Source organism: Enterobacter hormaechei subsp. hoffmannii (assembly GCF_001729745.1).
Classification (GTDB): Bacteria; Pseudomonadota; Gammaproteobacteria; order Enterobacterales; family Enterobacteriaceae; genus Enterobacter; species Enterobacter intestinihominis.
Genome location: NZ_CP017186.1, coordinates 2,736,622 through 2,755,420, shown reverse-complemented (window position 1 = coordinate 2,755,420; position 18,799 = coordinate 2,736,622). Strand labels below are relative to the sequence as shown.

General features: G+C 53.6%; 20 protein-coding genes, 3 tRNA genes and 2 pseudogenes. 16 read left to right on the top strand and 9 right to left on the bottom strand.

Features of this window, described 5'->3' with window-relative positions; translation table 11 throughout:
• The first annotated feature begins 138 nt into the window (after nt 1-138).
• The 7 genes from BFV65_RS12985 (at nt 139) to sdiA (ending at nt 5,826) form a co-directional block, all read left to right on the top strand.
• Nucleotides 139-858: an RNA polymerase sigma factor FliA gene (locus BFV65_RS12985; RefSeq protein WP_003859623.1), complete on the top strand. Its 720-nt coding sequence runs from the start codon at nt 139-141 to the stop codon at nt 856-858.
• A gap of 54 nt (nt 859-912) precedes the next feature.
• Complete coding sequence (gene fliZ, locus BFV65_RS12980; RefSeq protein WP_023300482.1) at nt 913-1,464, top strand: flagella biosynthesis regulatory protein FliZ; 552 nt, start codon at nt 913-915, stop codon at nt 1,462-1,464.
• An 86-nt stretch (nt 1,465-1,550) separates the two neighbouring features.
• Nucleotides 1,551-2,351, top strand: coding sequence for a cystine ABC transporter substrate-binding protein (gene tcyJ, locus BFV65_RS12975; protein ID WP_023300481.1), 801 nt, complete (start codon nt 1,551-1,553; stop codon nt 2,349-2,351).
• A gap of 103 nt (nt 2,352-2,454) precedes the next feature.
• Nucleotides 2,455-3,441 carry a D-cysteine desulfhydrase gene (gene dcyD / locus BFV65_RS12970; protein ID WP_069596730.1) on the top strand — a complete coding sequence of 329 codons (987 nt, stop codon included), beginning with the start codon at nt 2,455-2,457 and terminating at the stop codon, nt 3,439-3,441.
• 21 nt (nt 3,442-3,462) lie between these two features.
• On the top strand, nt 3,463-4,131 hold the full coding sequence (tcyL, locus tag BFV65_RS12965; protein ID WP_003859632.1) for a cystine ABC transporter permease: 669 nt from the start codon (nt 3,463-3,465) through the stop codon (nt 4,129-4,131).
• On the top strand, nt 4,128-4,880 hold the full coding sequence (gene tcyN / locus BFV65_RS12960) for an L-cystine ABC transporter ATP-binding protein TcyN (RefSeq protein WP_023306513.1): 753 nt from the start codon (nt 4,128-4,130) through the stop codon (nt 4,878-4,880). The genes tcyL and tcyN overlap by 4 nt, the downstream gene beginning before the upstream one ends.
• Before the next feature lie 223 nt (nt 4,881-5,103).
• Nucleotides 5,104-5,826 carry a quorum-sensing transcriptional regulator SdiA gene (gene sdiA, locus BFV65_RS12955; protein WP_032622448.1) on the top strand — a complete coding sequence of 241 codons (723 nt, stop codon included), beginning with the start codon at nt 5,104-5,106 and terminating at the stop codon, nt 5,824-5,826.
• Between the two features lie 64 nt (nt 5,827-5,890).
• Here the strand turns inward: sdiA and BFV65_RS12950 are convergent, their stop codons facing one another.
• Together BFV65_RS12950 and BFV65_RS23580 are read right to left on the bottom strand one after the other, a co-directional pair.
• On the bottom strand, nt 5,891-6,115 hold the full coding sequence (locus BFV65_RS12950; protein ID WP_003859644.1) for a DUF2594 family protein: 225 nt from the start codon (nt 6,113-6,115) through the stop codon (nt 5,891-5,893).
• Nucleotides 6,112-6,207: pseudogene (locus BFV65_RS23580) on the bottom strand (hypothetical protein); the annotation flags it as partial. The gene BFV65_RS12950 and the pseudogene BFV65_RS23580, both read right to left, overlap by 4 nt.
• A 374-nt stretch (nt 6,208-6,581) precedes the next feature.
• Here BFV65_RS23580 and uvrY point away from each other — a divergent pair.
• From uvrY to BFV65_RS12920, 6 genes are all read left to right on the top strand, one after another.
• A complete protein-coding gene (gene uvrY, locus BFV65_RS12945) occupies nt 6,582-7,238 on the top strand; it encodes a UvrY/SirA/GacA family response regulator transcription factor (RefSeq protein ID WP_017384478.1) in 657 nt (218 codons plus the stop codon).
• A complete protein-coding gene (uvrC, locus tag BFV65_RS12940) occupies nt 7,235-9,067 on the top strand; it encodes an excinuclease ABC subunit UvrC (RefSeq protein WP_023300478.1) in 1,833 nt (610 codons plus the stop codon). Before uvrY ends, uvrC begins: the two co-directional genes overlap by 4 nt.
• A gap of 56 nt (nt 9,068-9,123) precedes the next feature.
• Nucleotides 9,124-9,672, top strand: a complete 549-nt coding sequence (gene pgsA, locus BFV65_RS12935; protein ID WP_069596729.1) for a CDP-diacylglycerol--glycerol-3-phosphate 3-phosphatidyltransferase — start codon at nt 9,124-9,126, stop codon at nt 9,670-9,672.
• Between the two features lie 163 nt (nt 9,673-9,835).
• Nucleotides 9,836-9,911 (top strand) — tRNA-Gly (locus BFV65_RS12930).
• 51 nt (nt 9,912-9,962) lie between these two features.
• Nucleotides 9,963-10,036 (top strand) — tRNA-Cys (locus BFV65_RS12925).
• A gap of 11 nt (nt 10,037-10,047) precedes the next feature.
• A tRNA-Leu gene (locus BFV65_RS12920) sits at nt 10,048-10,134 on the top strand.
• A gap of 133 nt (nt 10,135-10,267) precedes the next feature.
• Here the strand turns inward: BFV65_RS12920 and BFV65_RS23480 are convergent.
• Nucleotides 10,268-10,399: pseudogene (locus BFV65_RS23480) on the bottom strand (integrase); the annotation flags it as partial.
• On the opposite strand from BFV65_RS23480, the gene BFV65_RS12915 reads away from it, so the two are divergent.
• A complete protein-coding gene (locus BFV65_RS12915; RefSeq protein WP_225303286.1) occupies nt 10,337-10,639 on the top strand; it encodes a DUF4225 domain-containing protein in 303 nt (100 codons plus the stop codon). The pseudogene BFV65_RS23480 and the gene BFV65_RS12915 sit on opposite strands and share 63 nt — an antisense overlap.
• A 355-nt stretch (nt 10,640-10,994) precedes the next feature.
• Entirely contained in the window at nt 10,995-11,921 is a 927-nt protein-coding gene (locus BFV65_RS12905; RefSeq protein ID WP_045308586.1) for a LysR substrate-binding domain-containing protein, read from the top strand.
• 5 nt (nt 11,922-11,926) lie between these two features.
• On the opposite strand, the gene BFV65_RS12900 is transcribed toward BFV65_RS12905, so the two are convergent.
• The 6 genes from BFV65_RS12900 to BFV65_RS12875 all read right to left on the bottom strand — a co-directional run bounded on the left by BFV65_RS12900 (nt 11,927) and on the right by BFV65_RS12875 (nt 17,536).
• A complete protein-coding gene (locus BFV65_RS12900; protein WP_023306510.1) occupies nt 11,927-12,397 on the bottom strand; it encodes a hypothetical protein in 471 nt (156 codons plus the stop codon).
• A gap of 163 nt (nt 12,398-12,560) precedes the next feature.
• Nucleotides 12,561-13,277 carry an ABC transporter ATP-binding protein gene (locus tag BFV65_RS12895; protein ID WP_069596727.1) on the bottom strand — a complete coding sequence of 239 codons (717 nt, stop codon included), beginning with the start codon at nt 13,275-13,277 and terminating at the stop codon, nt 12,561-12,563.
• Nucleotides 13,274-14,149 carry an ATP-binding cassette domain-containing protein gene (locus BFV65_RS12890; RefSeq protein WP_023306508.1) on the bottom strand — a complete coding sequence of 292 codons (876 nt, stop codon included), beginning with the start codon at nt 14,147-14,149 and terminating at the stop codon, nt 13,274-13,276. The genes BFV65_RS12895 and BFV65_RS12890 overlap by 4 nt, the downstream gene beginning before the upstream one ends.
• Nucleotides 14,146-15,420: a high-affinity branched-chain amino acid ABC transporter permease LivM gene (gene livM / locus BFV65_RS12885; protein ID WP_045308585.1), complete on the bottom strand. Its 1,275-nt coding sequence runs from the start codon at nt 15,418-15,420 to the stop codon at nt 14,146-14,148. Before livM ends, BFV65_RS12890 begins: the two co-directional genes overlap by 4 nt.
• Nucleotides 15,421-15,431: 11 nt before the next feature.
• Entirely contained in the window at nt 15,432-16,346 is a 915-nt protein-coding gene (locus tag BFV65_RS12880; RefSeq protein WP_003859667.1) for an ABC transporter permease subunit, read from the bottom strand.
• 68 nt (nt 16,347-16,414) lie between these two features.
• A complete protein-coding gene (locus BFV65_RS12875; RefSeq protein WP_023300472.1) occupies nt 16,415-17,536 on the bottom strand; it encodes a branched-chain amino acid ABC transporter substrate-binding protein in 1,122 nt (373 codons plus the stop codon).
• Nucleotides 17,537-17,947: 411 nt separating this feature from the next.
• Here BFV65_RS12875 and BFV65_RS12870 point away from each other — a divergent pair, with 411 nt between their 5' ends.
• Nucleotides 17,948-18,616: a YecA/YgfB family protein gene (locus BFV65_RS12870; protein WP_069596726.1), complete on the top strand. Its 669-nt coding sequence runs from the start codon at nt 17,948-17,950 to the stop codon at nt 18,614-18,616.
• The last annotated feature ends 183 nt before the right edge of the window (nt 18,617-18,799 follow it).

Genomic DNA, 18,799 nt, shown 5'->3' with positions numbered 1-18,799 from the left:
TTCGGCGGGGTTTTTTCTATCCACGCACAAGCGTAACCCCCCAAATAACCCCTCATTTCACCCACTATTCACCCGATTAAAACCCCTCCAGAATCGGATAATCATGCCGATAACTCAACTAACGCAGGGCTGTTTATCGTGAATTCACTCTATACCGCTGAAGGTGTAATGGATAAACACTCGCTGTGGCAGCGTTATGTTCCGCTGGTGCGTCACGAAGCATTGCGCCTCCAGGTGCGTTTGCCGGCGAGCGTGGAACTGGACGATCTGCTACAGGCGGGCGGTATCGGGTTATTGAATGCAGTTGACCGGTACGACGCTCTGCAAGGAACGGCATTTACGACTTACGCAGTGCAGCGTATTCGTGGTGCGATGCTGGACGAGCTGCGCAGCCGCGACTGGGTGCCGCGCAGCGTTCGCCGCAACGCGCGCGAAGTGGCGCATGCGATGGGGCAGCTGGAACAGGAACTGGGGCGCAACGCGACGGAAACCGAAGTGGCGGAGCGTCTGGGCATTCCTGTTGAAGAGTATCGCCAGATGTTGCTCGATACCAATAACAGCCAACTCTTCTCTTATGATGAGTGGCGCGAAGAGCATGGCGATAGCATCGAGCTGGTGACGGATGAACATCAGCAAGAAAACCCGTTACACCACTTACTGGAAGGGAATTTACGCCAGCGCGTGATGGAAGCGATTGAAGCTTTACCGGAACGTGAGCAACTGGTGTTAACCCTCTATTACCAGGAAGAGCTCAATCTCAAAGAGATTGGCGCCGTGCTGGAGGTGGGCGAGTCACGGGTGAGCCAGCTGCACAGCCAGGCCATTAAACGCCTGCGCACAAAACTGGGTAAGTTATAGGTGAGTCATTCGCCTTGGAAATGCCGCACAACGTATTGACAACCAGGAGTTATCATGACGGTGCAGCAATCTAAAAGACGGCCTTTAAGCCGCTACCTGAAAGACTTTAAACACAGCCAGACGCATTGCGCCCACTGTAAAAAATTACTCGACCGCATCACGCTGGTTCGTCGCGGTGAAATCGTGAATAAGATTGCGATTTCCCGCCTCGACACGCTGATGGATGAAGCCGCCTGGCTTGAAGAGCAAAAAGAGTGGGTAGCGCTTTGCCGTTTCTGTGGCGATCTCCACTGCAAAGAGCAAAGCGACTTCTTCGATATTATCGGCTTCAAGCAGTTCCTGTTTGAACAAACGGAGATGAGTCACGGCACCGTGCGTGAATACGTGGTTCGCCTGCGCCGCCTGGGTCAGCATTTGACCATGCAAAATATCTCCCGCGATCTGCTGACGACCGGATACCTGGATGAAAATCTGGAGCCCTGGCTGCCCGCCACCAGTACCAACAATTACCGCATCGCGCTGCGAAAGTACGCTCAATATAAAGTCCAGATGCCGGGCGTCATAAAGCAGAAAGTCCACGCAGGAACAACTTCTGATATATATTAAAAAAGAATAAGATGTAGCGCAGCCGCCTTTGACGTTGCAGGCGATTTCTCTACACTACTCAAAAATTCCACTGTATCGGGGTACTTATGAAATTAGCAGTTCTGGGTCGTCAGGCGCTGATGGGGATGATGGCCGTTGCGCTGGTCGCGGGGATGAGCGTGAAAACGTTCGCGGCAGATAATCTGCTCAACAAAGTCAAAGAGCGCGGCACGCTGCTGGTTGGGCTGGAAGGAACCTATCCTCCGTTCAGCTTCCAGGGCGACGACGGTAAGCTGACCGGTTTTGAAGTGGAGTTTGCGCAAGAGCTGGCCAAGCATCTCGGCGTCAAAGCCTCCCTGAAACCGACCAAATGGGATGGTATGCTGGCGTCACTGGATTCCAAACGTATCGACGTGGTGATTAACCAGGTGACCATTTCTGACGAGCGTAAGAAGAAGTATGACTTCTCTACGCCGTACACCGTGTCCGGTATCCAGGCGCTGGTGAAGAAAGGTAACGAAGGCAGCATCAAATCCGCCGCGGATCTGAAAGGTAAGAAAGTCGGCGTCGGTCTGGGCACCAACTACGAAGAGTGGCTGCGCCAGAACGTGCAGGGCGTGGACATCCGCACCTATGATGATGACCCGACGAAATACCAGGATCTGCGCGTAGGCCGTATAGACGCCATTCTGGTTGACCGCCTGGCAGCGCTGGATCTGGTGAAGAAAACCAACAATACCCTGGCCGTCGCGGGCGATGCATTCTCCCGTCAGGAGTCCGGCGTGGCGGTGCGTAAAGGTAACGAAGATCTGCTGAAAGCCATTGATGCTGCCATTGCTGAAATGCAGAAAGACGGCAGCCTGAAGGCGCTTTCTGAGAAGTGGTTCGGCGCAGACGTGACGAAATAAGTCTCTGACCGACAAAAAAAGGCGCTTTTAAAAGCGCCTTTTTTATTTCTCGCGCGTCTGCGTGCATAATGAAATAACAATTGTTTGCGTGACCGGAGGAACCATGTCACTACAGAATTTAACGCGCTTTCCCCGTCTGGAATTTATCGGCGCACCCACGCCGCTGGAGTATCTGCCGCGATTTTCTGACTATCTGGGGCGCGATATTTTCATTAAGCGTGACGATGTGACGCCCATGGCGATGGGCGGGAATAAGCTGCGCAAGCTGGAATTTCTCGCCGCCGATGCCCTGCGCGAGGGCGCGGATACGCTGATCACCGCCGGGGCAATTCAGTCTAACCACGTTCGCCAGACGGCGGCAGTGGCGGCGAAGCTGGGCCTTCACTGCGTAGCCCTGCTGGAGAACCCGATTGGCACGCAGGCAGAGAATTACCTGACTAACGGTAACCGCCTGATGCTGGATCTGTTCAACGTGCAGGTTGAAATGGTTGACGCGTTGACCGACCCGGCTGCACAGCTTGATGAACTGGCGACGCGCCTGGAAGGGCAGGGCTTTCGTCCGTACGTCATCCCGGTTGGCGGCTCGAATGCGCTGGGTGCTCTCGGCTATGTTGAGAGCGCGCTGGAAATCGCCCAGCAGTGCGAAGGCGCGGTGAGTTTGTCCTCGGTGGTAGTGGCGTCCGGCAGCGCGGGTACCCATGCCGGTTTAGCGGTCGGGCTTGAGCAACTGATGCCGGACGTAGAGTTGATTGGCGTGACGGTTTCCAGAAGCGTTGCGGATCAAAAGCCGAAAGTCGTCACCCTGCAACAGGCGGTGGCAGAACAGCTTGCGCTTCAGGCGAAGGCGGAAATATTGCTGTGGGATGACTACTTCGCGCCGGGTTATGGCACCCCCACTGATGAAGGGATGGAGGCCGTTAAGCTGCTGGCCCGCCTCGAAGGTATTCTGCTTGACCCTGTCTATACCGGTAAGGCGATGGCGGGCCTTATCGACGGTATCGCCCGCAAGCGCTTTAAGGATGAAGGACCCATTTTGTTTGTTCATACTGGCGGGGCGCCTGCCCTGTTTGCCTATCATCCCCATGTCTAAAAATCAGGTAGAAAAATAATAATGCAAGAAAGTATTCAACTGGTTATTGATTCGCTGCCGTTCTTGCTTAAGGGCGCGGTGTTTACTTTACAGCTCAGTATCGGCGGGATGTTCTTCGGGCTGGTGCTCGGGTTTGTGCTGGCACTGATGCGCATGTCGAACATCTGGCCGGTGCGGTGGCTGGCGCGGTTTTACATCTCCGTGTTTCGCGGAACGCCGCTTATCGCCCAGCTGTTTATGATTTACTACGGGCTGCCCCAGTTCGGTATCGAGCTGGATCCGATCCCGGCGGCGATGATTGGCCTGTCGCTGAATACGGCGGCGTACACCTCTGAAACGCTGCGTGCGGCGATCTCGTCCATCGATAAAGGACAGTGGGAAGCGGCGGCCAGTATCGGGATGACCCCGTGGCAGACGCTGCGCCGGGCGATCCTGCCCCAGGCGGCGCGCGTGGCGCTACCTCCGCTGAGCAACAGCTTTATCAGCCTGGTGAAAGACACCTCGCTTGCGGCGACCATTCAGGTGCCGGAGCTTTTCCGTCAGGCGCAACTGATCACCTCGCGCACGCTGGAAGTGTTTACCATGTATCTGGCGGCCTCGCTGATTTACTGGGTGATGGCGACGGTGCTGTCCGCCCTGCAAAACTATTTTGAAAACCAGCTTAACCGCCAGGAGCGAGATCCAAAATGAGTGCAATTGACGTCAAAAACCTGGTGAAAAAATTCCACGGGCAAACGGTGCTGCACGGCATCGACCTTGAGGTTGAGCAGGGCGAAGTGGTGGCAATTATCGGCCCGAGTGGGTCAGGGAAAACCACGCTGTTGCGCAGCATTAATTTGCTTGAGCAGCCTGAAGGCGGGACGATCCGCGTGGGCGATATCACCATTGATACCGGGAAACCCATCAGCCAGCAAAAAGGGCTGATTCGCCGCCTGCGTCAGCATGTTGGCTTCGTATTCCAGAGCTTTAATCTCTTTCCGCACCGTACGGTGCTGGAAAATATTATTGAAGGCCCGGTCATCGTAAAGGGTGAACCAAAGGAAGACGCGACGGCCCGCGCCCGCGAGCTGCTGGCGAAGGTTGGCCTGGCCGGGAAGGAGACGAGCTATCCGCGTCGGTTATCTGGCGGACAGCAGCAGCGTGTCGCCATTGCGCGCGCGCTGGCGATGCGCCCGGATGTGATCCTTTTCGACGAACCCACATCCGCACTCGATCCTGAGCTGGTCGGGGAAGTGCTTAACACTATCCGACAGCTGGCGCAGGAAAAACGCACGATGGTGATTGTGACGCATGAAATGAGCTTCGCTCGCGACGTTGCCGATCGGGCAATTTTCATGGATCAGGGGCGAATAGTAGAGCAGGGGCCAGCTAAGGCGCTGTTTGCCAATCCTCAGCAGCCTCGAACCCGCCAGTTCCTTGAAAAATTCTTAATGCAGTAGCATTTTCACGCTCAATTTGCTCCAGATGTCGCTTCTGGAGCAAATTATCCTCCCATAACTTCAGTTTTGTTGATTTTTTATTCCGCCCGATGTGGATAAGCCATCGCCAAATTAAAGATAATCCGTCTGTGGTCGATATTTTATATAAATGATCCTGCTTTATGTGTTAGGTTATATTCACCATAATAATGATTATCTTTATCAGAGGCTTCATTCGGCAAGTATGAGGGATATAGACTTTTTCACCTGGCGACGGGAATGCGTCCTCCGGTTTCAGGAAATGACCTGTGCTGACGAGGTATATCAGGAACTTCAGCGACAAACGCAGGCGCTTGAATTCGATTATTATGCGCTTTGTGTTCGACACCCTGTGCCATTTACCCGCCCGCGAACATCCGTCCATTCCAGTTATCCGCAACAATGGATGGCGCAATATCAATCCGAGAATTATTTCGCCATTGACCCGGTACTGAAGCCGGAGAATTTCATTCAGGGTCATTTGCCCTGGACGGATGAATTATTCACGGATGCCCAGCAATTATGGGACGGCGCGCGGGACCACGGTTTACGTAAGGGAATAACCCAGTGTCTGATGCTGCCAAATCATGCGCTCGGCTTCCTCTCCGTGTCATGTACTAGCTTACAGGCACACTCGATATCCAGTGAAGAGATTGAGCTGCGTTTACAAATGCTGGTTCAGATGGCGCTCACTACACTGTTGCGCTTTGAACATGAGACGGTGATGCCGCCGGAAATGAAATTCAGCAAGCGTGAACGGGAAATTCTGAAGTGGACCGCAGAAGGGAAGACGTCGGCAGAAATCGCCATCATTCTTTCCATCTCGGAAAATACCGTCAACTTCCATCAGAAGAATATGCAGAAGAAATTCAACGCGCCGAATAAGATCCAGATAGCGTGTTATGCCGCGGCGACTGGGCTTATTTGACTGATATCACGTTCTGCGTGTCAGACGAGGAGAAGGCTGAATGCAATGCATCCAGCCTTTTTTGTTACTGGCGGTAGGCTTGTTTAATTTGCTTAACTGTATTGGCAAAAACAGCGGATTCCGCCTGATCTTCCATCTGCGCGATCTGTTTTTCCATTTTAATGATCACACGTCCAGCATCAGCCTGGCCCATCGCCTGTAGCATAAGCGTCAGCAGCGACTTCAGGCAGTTTACTTCCTGTGCCAGTTCCTGGTTATTCTCGGCAGTGGCAAATTCAGGTGTGCTCATTTATTTTTCCTCATTATAAAACAGCGCATGAGCGCGACGATGAAAGTTAAGGCGGCGGAGTATACCACAAGCTGCGGTAAAAAATGCAGTGGTTGTTTTTTATACTTTTACGCGTATTGATTATTGGCCGGTGCGGATTATGAAGGTAATCTGCCCAATATGTTAGCGACAATTAAATGTTTATCGCCGGTACGCCATCCGTTAATTGTTGTTACAAAAAAATGAGAGCATTTTTTAGTTTACGTTAACAAATGTTTTGGTGGCTTTTTGAATGCTGGTGCTAAAAAAATAGCGGTAAAGCCCAGTACACATGGGTTTTCTTTCCACTTACTGTACAGCCTAATTTCCAAAAACGAGACCCGAATCGTATAGCCGATTTTTTAGCGTTTTAATCTTGCATGGAAAACCGTTAATATAAACCCGATTAGCAGTCAGTAGCGTTATCCCTATTCTGGAGACATTTCCTTTGATCAACGTCCTTCTTGTTGATGACCACGAACTGGTGCGCGCAGGGATACGACGCATTCTTGAAGATATAAAGGGTATTAAAGTTGCCGGCGAGGCGTGCTGTGGCGAAGATGCCGTCAAATGGTGTCGCGCGAACTCCGCAGACGTGGTGCTGATGGATATGAACATGCCCGGTATTGGCGGGCTTGAAGCCACGCGCAAAATCGCGCGCATGTTCGTTGATACCAAAGTCATCATGCTGACCGTCCATACCGAAAATCCACTGCCCGCCAGGGTCATGCAGGCGGGGGCTGCGGGGTATCTCAGTAAAGGTGCAGCACCGCAGGAAGTCGTCAATGCGATCCGCACCGTTCACGCAGGGCAGCGCTATATCGCTTCTGATATTGCTCAACAGATGGCGTTGAGTCAGATTGAACCGGAAAAAACGGAATCTCCGTTTGCCAGTTTGTCTGAGCGCGAATTGCAGATTATGCTGATGATCACTAAAGGTCAGAAGGTGAATGAGATTTCTGAGCAGTTGAATCTCAGCCCGAAAACGGTCAACAGCTATCGCTATCGGATGTTCAGTAAACTGAACATCCACGGTGATGTCGAACTGACTCACCTGGCCATTCGCCATGGTTTGTGCAATGCGGAGTCGTTAATAAGTCAGTGAGTGAAGCGTTCGATTCAAAAGCATTTCTGAAAACCGTCACCAGCCAGCCAGGCGTCTACCGGATGTATGATGCTGGCGGTACGGTTATCTATGTCGGTAAGGCGAAAGATCTGAAGAAACGCCTTTCAAGTTATTTCCGCAGCAACCTTGCCTCCCGTAAAACCGAAGCGCTGGTCGCACTTATACACAACATTGATGTCACCGTAACGCACACGGAAACGGAAGCGCTGCTCCTTGAGCACAACTACATTAAGTTGTATCAGCCGCGCTACAACGTTCTGCTGCGTGATGACAAGTCCTATCCGTTTATCTTCCTGAGCGGCGACACGCACCCGCGGCTGGCGATGCATCGTGGCGCTAAGCATGCGAAAGGAGAATATTTCGGCCCCTTCCCGAATGGTTATGCCGTGCGGGAAACGCTGGCGCTTTTGCAAAAAATCTTCCCTGTTCGCCAGTGCGAAAACAGCGTTTATCGCAACCGCTCCCGGCCATGCCTGCAATATCAGATTGGCCGCTGCCTGGGACCATGCGTTGAAGGGCTGGTGAGCGAAGAAGAGTACGCGCAGCAGGTGGAATATGTCCGCCTGTTTTTAGCCGGGAAAGACGATCAGGTGCTGACGCAACTGATTACCCGCATGGAAAAAGCCAGCGCGGCGCTGGAATTTGAGGAGGCCGCACGCATCCGCGACCAGATCCAGGCGGTGCGCAGGGTGACCGAGAAGCAGTTTGTTTCCAATACGGGCGACGACCTCGATGTCATCGGCGTTGCCTTTGACGCCGGCCTGGCCTGCGTTCACGTGCTGTTTATTCGTCAGGGCAAAGTGCTCGGCAGCCGCAGTTACTTCCCGAAAGTGCCGGGCGGGACTGAGATGGGTGAAGTGGTGGAGACCTTTGTCGGCCAGTTTTATTTGCAGGGCAGCCAGATGCGTACGCTGCCCTCGGAGATCCTGCTCGACTTCACGCTGGACGATAAAACCCTGCTGGCGGACTCACTTTCAGAGCTGGCAGGTCGCCGGGTGAATGTCCAGACGAAACCGCGCGGCGATCGTGCGCGTTATCTGAAGCTGGCGCGAACCAATGCCGCCACGGCGCTGACCACCAAACTTTCCCAGCAATCGACCGTCAGCCAACGTTTAACCGCCCTTGCTACGCTGCTCAAGCTGCCGGAAGTGAAACGCATGGAATGCTTCGACATCAGCCATACGATGGGTGAGCAGACCGTGGCGTCGTGTGTGGTCTTTGATGCCAATGGCCCACTGCGGGCAGAGTATCGTCGCTATAACATCACCGGCATTACGCCCGGTGACGATTATGCCGCCATGAATCAGGTGCTGCGTCGTCGCTATGGTAAAGCGATTGAAGAGAGCAAAATCCCGGACGTTATCCTTATCGACGGCGGGAAAGGGCAGTTGGGGCAGGCGAAGGCGGTATTCGAATCGCTCGACGTGGAGTGGGATAAGAACCATCCGTTGCTGCTAGGGGTAGCTAAAGGGGCAGATCGTAAGGCTGGCCTGGAAACGCTGTTCTTTGAGCCGGAAGGCGAGGGCTTTAGCCTGCCGCCAGATTCCCCTGCACTGCACGTGATCCAGCACATCCGAGATGAGTCGCACGATCATGCCATTAGCGGACACCGCAAAAAACGGGCGAAAGTGAAAAATACCAGTACCCTTGAGACGATTGAAGGCGTCGGGCCAAAACGTCGCCAGATGCTGTTGAAGTATATGGGCGGATTGCAAGGATTACTCAACGCCAGTATGGAAGAAATTGCAAAAGTGCCGGGTATTTCGCAAGGGCTGGCAGAAAAGATCTACTACTCGTTGAAACATTGAGGGCTCTGTAGCAACATAGAGCTAAATTTTACTGACAACAGACAGTTACCGTCATCATGCGATTTAATATCCCTACGTTGCTTACTCTCTTTCGCGTTGTGCTCATTCCGTTCTTCGTCCTGGCATTTTACCTGCCGGTCCTCTGGGCGCCTTTTGCCTGTGCGCTTATTTTCCTGATTGCCGCCGTGACGGACTGGTTTGACGGTTATCTGGCGCGTCGCTGGAACCAGAGTACCCGCTTTGGCGCGTTCCTCGATCCGGTTGCGGATAAGGTGATGGTGGCAATCGCGATGGTGCTGGTGGCGGAACATTATCATACCTGGTGGGTGACGCTGCCTGCCGCGACCATGATTGGCCGTGAGATTATTATCTCTGCCCTGCGCGAATGGATGGCGGAGCTGGGTAAACGCAGCAGCGTGGCGGTGTCCTGGATCGGTAAAGTTAAAACCACTGCGCAGATGGCGGCGCTGGTGTGGATGCTGTGGCGTCCGAATGCCTGGGTAGAGTGGGCCGGCATTGGTCTGCTGTGGGTTGCGGCGGTGCTGACATTGTGGTCAATGTTGCAATATTTGAACGCTGCGCGCGGTGATTTGCTTGAACAGTGATCGTTTCGGCTTAATTTTCAGCAAACGATCCTGAGATGCAAAAAATAACGTTGACTCATAACGTCATATCAGTAGAATGCAACGCATCGAACGGCGGCACAGTAAGCCGGACGATAATGAAATCAAGTGCTTAGCAAGTCGTTAAATAGTTACTTGATAACATGCGGGAATAGCTCAGTTGGTAGAGCACGACCTTGCCAAGGTCGGGGTCGCGAGTTCGAGTCTCGTTTCCCGCTCCAGATTAATGCATCGGCAGTTTGCGGGTGCAGGTCGAAAGACAAAAGATTTAAGGCGCGTTAGCAAAGCGGTTATGTAGCGGATTGCAAATCCGTCTAGTCCGGTTCGACTCCGGAACGCGCCTCCACTTTCTTCCCTGGCCGGATGGTGGAATCGGTAGACACAAGGGATTTAAAATCCCTCGGCGTTCGCGCTGTGTGGGTTCAAGTCCCACTCCGGCTACCATGGGAAAACTAGAATAAAATCAATGATAAGCAGTGTCGTGTAAACCACCGAAAGGTGGTTTTTTATTGCCTAATTTTCGCCATTCGCCATTCGCCATTCTTTCGCCATTCGGCTTCACCATAAAAAGAGGGCATTACTGCCCTCCGACTACCGGAACTATAGGAATTTTTCTATCATAACGTGCTGTCTGTGACGCGTTTTTATGACCAGCGATTCCCTGTTTTTCGTTAAGCGTGCCTTCCAGATCCGATATCCCTTTAGATTTGCTGCTACGAAGTTAGGTTATGGTAATAACCAGGCTGACTTAGTCTATGGCGTCGTTGATCTCTCTTTATCGGCATATGGTGCGGGCAGAAAAGTTTTGGGTCCCAGAGAGAGGTCCTGGAGTTTATTCCACGATTATATCAGAGGTTGGCAAGAGGCTTTTAAAACCGCAATGGCGCTGGATTTGACCAGTGGGAGCATTACGGGGTGGCAGATGTACCAGATAGCAAAAGAGAATTGATTATGTCTCAAGAGTTAGAATTTTCGCTTCATCCACCTGTTTGGCCTGCCGTGGCCTATTTCATTGTATCTATTGCAATTTTTCTCTTGCTTTATCTCGGCAAACTAAAAGTTAACAGGCTGCATAAATACCCGCTATTTATCGCGTATAGGGTGTTTGTAATCACTATTGCAGCCGTTCAGATAAACATCTTTGCCAATGGCTACGAGTTTGTCAGCAGCTTTTTGCATATAGATTTTGACCCCTATTGCTATGACTCGGTATATTGGGGCTCATTGTTTTTCTCCATAATTTACTTGCTGGCATTGCCCCGTAACAAGTTTTAGCATAATGAATTTTTCATTTAAGGGACGCTATGTCTTTACCGCCATTGTATGCACTGCGTGCGTTTGAAGTTGCTGCGCGGTTGAACTCCTTCAGTAAAGCCGCTGAAACGCTCAATATTACGCCGGGCGCGGTCAGCAGACATGTCCGTACCCTTGAACTGTGGTTCGACTGCGAGCTTTTCAAAAGGCAAGGTCCTCGCGTGGAGGTCACTGAAGCCGGGCGAGTGCTTGCCGGACAGCTGAACGAAAGCTTCACGAGCATTGAATGGGCCTGCCGGGCATTCCGCAGTGAAAACCATCTGCTGCGGTTAAAAACACCCAGCACCCTGACCATGAGATGGCTTCTCGACGTGCTGCGATCTTTTCGCAACAACCATCCAAAACCGCAGGTGGAGATTGCCAGCGTCTGGATGGACATTGACACCGTTGATTTCAGTCTTGAGCCATACGACTGCGCCATCCTTCTCGGTAATGGCCGTTTTGGTGAGACAACGGAAAGCCAGCTGCTTTTTCATGAATGGCTTATCCCGGTTTGCACCCCATCGCTTATCGAACCGGCCCGGCAGCAGCTTTCGCAATGCGATTTGATCCATCCTTCACCGGACAGACGTGACTGGCGGCGCTGGCTGCGAAGAACAGGATTGTTTCCGGGGCTCGATATGAGCAGCGGCATGGTGTTTGATACCCTTGAACAGGGAAGTATCGCCGCGATGAACGGGCACGGCATCGCTATCGCCGACCTGCATCTCACGCTTGATGCCCTGAAAAGCGGCCTGCTGGGCCTGCCGTTCAGGGAAGCTATCGCGACGGGAGATGGTTACTACCTCGTCTGGCCAAAAAATTCGCTCAAAAGAGAGAGCATCCAGCACCTTCTGGGCTGGCTGCAAAACCATACCCCGGTCGTTCCGGCTCTGGATATCGATTACCTGGAATACGATGAAAGCCGGGTTTATTAATACCGTTATGAGTAAGAGATGTTTGCCATCTTTTTATAGCGTTCTGGCAAAGCGCTGTTCAGGCTGAGTACCTTATCCAGAATATAAAATGCTGGCGTGTTTTTCTGCTGCTCAGCGTCAATAATTGCACCGCGTAATATCGTGGCGGCAGACGAAATCCTGTGAAAATATTCTTCAGTCTCGGGCGTCTGTAATTCACCCGACGTGGCGTAGCGCACGTGCGGCCAGCCGGAGAAGTCGAGCAGCGGAAGGGGCTTTCCTGCTTCAGGATGACAGGCTGAAATCAGCGCAGCCGCTTGCTTAGGGTCGCGATGGGCAACGGACAGCATGTATACGCGCTGCGAAAACGGTGACAGAGCCTCTGAGTGATGTTTCGTCGCCATAAGCATGGCCATAAAATCCTGTAAATCATCGGCTGAATCGGTGTCAGGTGGTAATACAGTTTTCATTAACTGATATAACGCATCAAGTGTCATATTTGCCCCGGATCCTCTTATCATTATTATTCAGTTTGCGGCTGAACGTTTTATCGACCCGCGCAAAGGCGGGTCGTAAAGATGATATTTGAATGCGGTCGCATCAGAAAAACGATTAATAATGGCAATCACTGTGAGTTTTTCTCACTATAGCCTCCAGGCTTCACACGCCGCCCAGGTACGCCTTTCTCACCTCCGGATCCTTCAGCAACGCCTCGCCGCTGCCGCTTAACCGAATCTGGCCGTTAACCATCACATAGCCGCGGTCGGACAATTTCAGCGCGTGGTGGGCATTCTGCTCGACCAGAAAAATCGTCATTCCGTTACGGGCCAGTTCGCGCAGCGTCTGGAAGATCTGTTTAACCACGATTGGTGCGAGGCCGAGGCTGGGTTCATCCAGCAGCAGAAGTTTAGGACGGCTCATCAGCGCCCGGGCAATAGCCAGCATCTGCTGTTCACCGCCGGAGAGCGTCATCGCCCGCTGGTTACGCCGCTCCTTGAGGCGAGGGAAGAGGTCGAACATGCTTTGCATATCTTCAGCTGCATGCTGATTGCCGACGGGGATTGTCCCCATCAGCAGGTTCTCTTCTACAGACATATCCGGGAAAATGCGTCGTCCCTCAGGTGCCTGCGCGATGCCGCCGGTGGCAACATAGTGGGTGGATTTGTGGCTGATATCCTCGCTGCAGAAGAGGATCTGCCCGTTGCGGATCCGGGGCTGACCAAAGACAGACATCAGTAATGTTGACTTCCCCGCGCCATTAGCGCCAATCAGGGCCACGGTTTCCCCTTTGTTTACCTCAAGTGAAACCTGCTTCAACGCCTGGATCACCCCGTAAAAAACGTCCACATTATGAAATTGAAGCATCGGTGCGCTCACAGATTTACCTCGCTTTCGTCAGTGCCCAGATACGCGGCAATCACTTTTTCATTGTGCTGGATCTCAGCCGGTTTACCTCTGGCAATCACATCGCCGTGATCGAGCACAATGATGTCATCTGAAATGCCCATCACCATCCCCATATCATGCTCGATCAGCAAAACCGTGATGTCGTGGTGGTCGCGCAGGAACCGGATGATCTCGCTCAGCTTGTGCGTCTCCACCGGGTTCAGACCGGCAGCAGGTTCATCGAGACAAATCATCTCCGGGCCGGTGCACATGGCGCGGGCGATTTCGAGGCGTCGTTGCTGGCCATAGGACATTTCCCCGGCCAGACGGTTCGCGCAATCTACCAGATCCACCACCTCCAGCCAGTAAAACGCCCGGTCCAGCGCCTCGTTCTCTGCCCGACGATACGCAGGGGTGTTCAGCACCCCCGCCAGCAGATTGCGATTGACGCGCATGTGCTGTGCCACCAGCAGGTTTTCCACAACGGACATCTCGCGGAACAGGCGGATGTTCTGAAACGTGCGCGCAAGACCCGCGCGGTTCACCAGATGCGTGCCGCCAAACATCTTATAGAACAGGCGTTGACCAAGCTGCGCCGGGCTGAGCCAGTCGCCCGGCTGGAGTTTCTGGCCGAGCACCTGAATGACATTGGTAGTTTTATTTCGTGCATTGAACAGAATGTTGCCGCCGGAGGCCCGGTAGAAACCGGTCAGGCAGTTAAAGACGGTTGTTTTTCCCGCGCCGTTAGGCCCAATGAGTGCAGTAATAGAGCCGCGCTGCACCTCAAGATTGACGTCGTTTAAGGCCTTGATCCCGCCGAAGTGCATCATCAGATGTTCTACACGCAAAATCGTTGCGTTCATGGCGCCACTCCTTTACGCACGGCAAATCCGCTGCGGTTGATGCGGATCAGACCGCGAGGACGCCAGATCATCATCACCACCATCAGCATGCCAAACAGTAGCACGCGGTATTCCGCAAAGCTGCGCAGCAGTTCCGGCGTGACGGTCAGCACAAAGGCGGCCAGTACGACGCCGACGGTGGAGCCCATCCCGCCCAGGACCACAATCGCGAGGATGAGGGCCGATTCAAAAAAGGTGAAAGAGGTGGGGTTAACAAACCCCTGCCAGGTGGCAAAAAACACCCCGGCGATACCTGCCGTCGATGCGCCCAGGGTGAAGGCCGAGAGTTTGACCAGAACGTGATTCAGCCCCATGGAACGGCAGGCAATCTCATCCTCACGGAGCGCTTCCCACGCGCGTCCAATGGGCATTCGGGTCAGCCGGTGTTTAATGTACAGCACCAGCATGACTACCAGGAACAGTACTGCATAGATGAAAATAAACTTCATGTTGGGGTTATAGGTCAGGCCGAAGAACTCGTGGAAGGGGATGCCACCTTCTTTGGCGCGTCGGCCAAACTCCAGGCCAAAAAAGGTCGGAGCAGGGGCTGAAACGCCGTTAGGCCCGCCGGTGAAGGTGAGCCAGTTGTTCAGCACCAGGCGGATGATCTCGCCAAACCCGAGCGTGACGATGGCGAGATAATCCCCGTGCATGCGCAACACCGGAAAGCCGAGCAGGGCGCCCGCGCCCGCAGCCATTAGCGCCGCCAGCGGCAGCATGCTCCAGAACCCAAGCCCCAGATACTGATACCCGAGCGCTAGTCCGTAAGCGCCGATGGCATAGAAGGCGACATAACCCAGATCCAGCAGCCCTGCCAGGCCAACGACAATGTTCAGCCCAAGACCGAGCAGGACGTAGATCAGTCCGAGTATAGCGACCGTCAGAACGTATTTTGTGGCCACAAACGGGAAGCAGATCGCCAGCGTGACAATCAGCGGAATGATCCAGCGCATGCGGCTTTTATACGCCGGTGGCCGGACATACACCCCCGCATTGTCGGATTCAAACCGCGCCTGTAAACGTCTTCCGGCCGCCGTAGCTGAAAAGGCGCTCAGCAAAAAGCGTCCCAGCATCACCGTGCCTACAATCCACGCCAGCCGCTGGCCGTCAAAGTTAAAGCTGTAACCATCCAGTATCACGCCCGCAATCGGGCCGAAAATAATCAGGGCGATCATTCCGGAAAAAATCGCGTCCAGAATGCAGCGCTTCAGGGAAAAGCCGTCAGAGGTCATCGCGTTGTTCCTTACACTTTAGCCACGACAGGGCGGCCCAGCAGCCCCTGAGGACGGAAGATCAGGATTAATACCAGCAATCCAAACGAGAACACGTCTTTATAATCCGAGTTCACCATCCCGGAGAATTGCGCTTCTGCGACGCCCAGAATCAGCCCGCCAAGCATCGCACCGGGCAGAGAGCCGATGCCGCCCAGCACCGCCGCCGTAAAGGCCTTGATGCCGATAACGAACCCGACGTAAAAATCAAAGGTGCCGTAATTCATGGTGATCAGCACGCCCGCCAGCCCGGCCATGGCTGCGCCGATAACAAACACCAGCGAAATAATTCTGTCGGTGTTGATACCCAAAATGGAGGCCATCTTACGATCCTGCTGCACCGCACGGCACATGCGCCCTAAGCGGGTACGGTTGATTATCCAGGTCAGCACCAGCATGCCCGCGAACGAGGCGATGAGAATAAAGACTTTGGTATAGGTTATCTGGACAAACCCTTCGCCGAGGTGAAAACGCAGCACGCCATCCAGCATGGTCGGTACGCCCTGCTGCCGTGGGCCCTGGCTAAGCTGGACGTAGTTTTGCAGTATCAACGACATCCCGATGGCCGAAATCAGCGGCGCCAGACGCGTCGAATTGCGTAGCGGCTTATAGGCGATGCGCTCAATCGTCCAGCCATAAACGCCGGTGACCACGATGGTGAAAACCAGGGTTCCCAGGATCAGCAGCGGAAAGGAGTGGAGTCCAAAAAACGCCAGCAGGGCCAGGCCAATGGCCGAGAGATAGGCGGAGATCATATACACTTCGCCGTGGGCGAAATTGATCATACCGATGATGCCGTACACCATGGTGTAGCCGATGGCGATAAGACCATAGACCGAACCCAGCGTTAAGCCATTAATTAATTGTTGCAGGAAGAATGTACTCATGGTCGCGCACCTGAATAAAGGGTTACGCCGACAGTCAGACCTGCCGGCGTTGAGCAGATTCCGTCCCGTTATGGCACTTCTTTATATTTGCCTTTGTCGTCCCACTGGTAGACCACGTAGTCAGACACTTTGAGGTCACCTTTGCTGTCCCAGGCTTTTTTACCCATCACCGTGTCGACAGGGTTGGCCTTCAGCCACTCGCTGGCTTTTGCGGAGTCCGTCCCTTTCGTGGCCTTGAATGCCGCTGCGATAGCCTGCACAGACGCATAGGCGTAGAGGGTGTATCCTTCTGGTTCGAATTTACCGGCGCGGAATTTCTCGATGACGGCTTTTCCGTCCGGGATCAGGCGCGGGTCTTTACCGAAGGTCATGTAAATACCGTTGGTGTACTGCGCCCCACCGGCGGCGGTGACCATCTCTTCATTGACGATACAGTCTCCCGAGAAGAACTTCGCCTGCACGCCCTGTTCACGCATCTGGCGAACCAGCGGGCCCGCTTCCGGGTGACAGCCCCCGAAGAACACCACGTCTGGTTTTTGTGCGCCAATTTTGGTCACCAGCGCGTTAAAGTCTTTCTCCCCGCGGGACAACCCTTCGTACATCACTTCCTTAACGCCGCGTTTCGCCAGCGCCGCTTTAGTGGCGTCCGCCAGCCCCTGACCGTAGGTATCTTTATCATGGATGATGACGACCCGTTTGGCTTTAAGCTTATCAAGAATAAAATCGCTGGCGACCTGGCCCTGCTGGTCGTCACGTCCGCACATGCGGAACATATCGCTCATGCCCCGCTCGGTAATAAGCGGGTTCGTTGAGCCGGGGGTGATGGAGAGGATCCCGGCATCGCTATAGACCTCGGAGGCGGGCATGGTCGACGAGGAGCAGAAGTGGCCGACGACCGCTTTCACTTTATCCTGATCGACTAAGCGGTTGGCGACGGCAACGGCCTGTTTGGGTTCGCAGGCGTCATCGCCCTGAACCAGTTTGATTTTCTCACCGTTGATCCCGCCAGCGGCGTTAATGTCTTCCGCCGCCTGCGTAGCGCCATGCCAGTATTGATCGCCATAGGTTGCGTTCGGGCCTGTGAACGGCCCGGCCACGCCGATCACGATATCGGCCTGTGCAGAAAAGGCCGTCACCAGACAACCGGCCAGCAACAGGGAGAGGGGAGTTTTGGTAAATTTCAGCGACATTATTATGTTCCTTAGCAAAGAGGTTTTTGCACCAGGTATAAACCCGAACGCCTGATGGCATCGTAAATCCAAAAACAAGAGCGAGAACAAAATGCACTTTAGAAGCAATCTCGTGCTTAATACGGCGAGGATCCCACGCACCGCGAAGCGCGCAGAACATTAAGCAAAAAGGTTGCCAGAATGGTTAATCCCTTGACCGGGTCACAACACGTTGAGTATAGAGCGCCGTTTTATGCGCCTTTGCGGGATGAGATGAATTTACAGCGGAGATCACATCTCCTTAACAACAAAGCCCATAAGTTGTGCAACGGTCACGATTTGCACGTTTTTGCAGCAATAAAGACCTAAACTTCAGATAGGCATGCGCGGCGATATATGTCAGGATCGTTTTTTTTATCAGGAGTATCAGCAATGGCTGAAGGCCCATTAAATGAAAGCGAGATGGCGTGGCTGGAAGAGACATTAATCTCTTACGGACACGACGATGCATCCGTGATTGACGTGTCCGAACTGGACGGCATGCTTACCGCAGTACTTTCCGGTCCCGTTGTGGTGGAGCCCGACACCTGGCTGGTGGCGGTATGGGGTGGTGAGAAGTATATTCCACGCTGGAAAAACGATCGTGAGATGAACCGTTTTATCGATCTCTGCTTTAAGCACATGAACGATATTGCCGAGCGCCTGAGCGAATACCCGGATCAGTTTGAACCGCTGTTTGGCTATAACGACGTTGACGGTCAGAGCTATACCGTAGTGGAAGAGTGGTGCTATGGCTACATGCGCGGCGTGGCGCTGACGGACTGGACATCCTTGCCGGAAGCGCTGGAAGCGGATCTGGCGGTGATTGCCCTGCACGGAACGGAAGAGAACAGCGAGAAGCTGGATGCGCTGACCGAAGAGGAGTATATGGCCAGCATCGAGAGCATTCAGCCTGCGGCGCTGCGTTTGTACAACTACTGGGTGGCTAATCCGCAGCAGCCGGAAGCGAAAAAGCCGATCGTGAACGGGTCGAAGGTGGGACGTAACGATCCGTGTCCGTGCGGGAGCGGGAAGAAGTTTAAGAGTTGCTGCCTGCATTAAATCATTAATTACTGTGGCCTGAATGGGGCACGGGTGTTGAGTCCCCGCTAAAATCGGCGAACCGGAGACCAGATGACAAGGGCTGGACGCCATGGATGGCGGCCAGAGGCGAATCGAGACAGGATGTAGAGTTGAGCCGACCGCAGGCAGATGGTCGGGAGGTGAGCGCAGTGCGAAGCACCG

Coding starts and splice junctions, on each gene's coding strand:
- BFV65_RS12890 (WP_023306508.1), bottom strand. CDS start 14,149: ATGAACGCAACGATTTTGCGTGTAGAACATCTGATGATGCACTTCGGC.
- tcyJ (WP_023300481.1), top strand. CDS start 1,551: ATGAAATTAGCAGTTCTGGGTCGTCAGGCGCTGATGGGGATGATGGCC.
- BFV65_RS12905 (WP_045308586.1), top strand. CDS start 10,995: ATGTCTTTACCGCCATTGTATGCACTGCGTGCGTTTGAAGTTGCTGCG.
- BFV65_RS12870 (WP_069596726.1), top strand. CDS start 17,948: ATGGCTGAAGGCCCATTAAATGAAAGCGAGATGGCGTGGCTGGAAGAG.
- livM (WP_045308585.1), bottom strand. CDS start 15,420: ATGACCTCTGACGGCTTTTCCCTGAAGCGCTGCATTCTGGACGCGATT.
- tcyN (WP_023306513.1), top strand. CDS start 4,128: ATGAGTGCAATTGACGTCAAAAACCTGGTGAAAAAATTCCACGGGCAA.
- BFV65_RS12880 (WP_003859667.1), bottom strand. CDS start 16,346: ATGAGTACATTCTTCCTGCAACAATTAATTAATGGCTTAACGCTGGGT.
- BFV65_RS12915 (WP_225303286.1), top strand. CDS start 10,337: ATGACCAGCGATTCCCTGTTTTTCGTTAAGCGTGCCTTCCAGATCCGA.
- BFV65_RS12900 (WP_023306510.1), bottom strand. CDS start 12,397: ATGACACTTGATGCGTTATATCAGTTAATGAAAACTGTATTACCACCT.
- tcyL (WP_003859632.1), top strand. CDS start 3,463: ATGCAAGAAAGTATTCAACTGGTTATTGATTCGCTGCCGTTCTTGCTT.
- BFV65_RS12950 (WP_003859644.1), bottom strand. CDS start 6,115: ATGAGCACACCTGAATTTGCCACTGCCGAGAATAACCAGGAACTGGCA.
- pgsA (WP_069596729.1), top strand. CDS start 9,124: ATGCGATTTAATATCCCTACGTTGCTTACTCTCTTTCGCGTTGTGCTC.
- dcyD (WP_069596730.1), top strand. CDS start 2,455: ATGTCACTACAGAATTTAACGCGCTTTCCCCGTCTGGAATTTATCGGC.
- fliZ (WP_023300482.1), top strand. CDS start 913: ATGACGGTGCAGCAATCTAAAAGACGGCCTTTAAGCCGCTACCTGAAA.
- sdiA (WP_032622448.1), top strand. CDS start 5,104: ATGAGGGATATAGACTTTTTCACCTGGCGACGGGAATGCGTCCTCCGG.
- BFV65_RS12875 (WP_023300472.1), bottom strand. CDS start 17,536: ATGTCGCTGAAATTTACCAAAACTCCCCTCTCCCTGTTGCTGGCCGGT.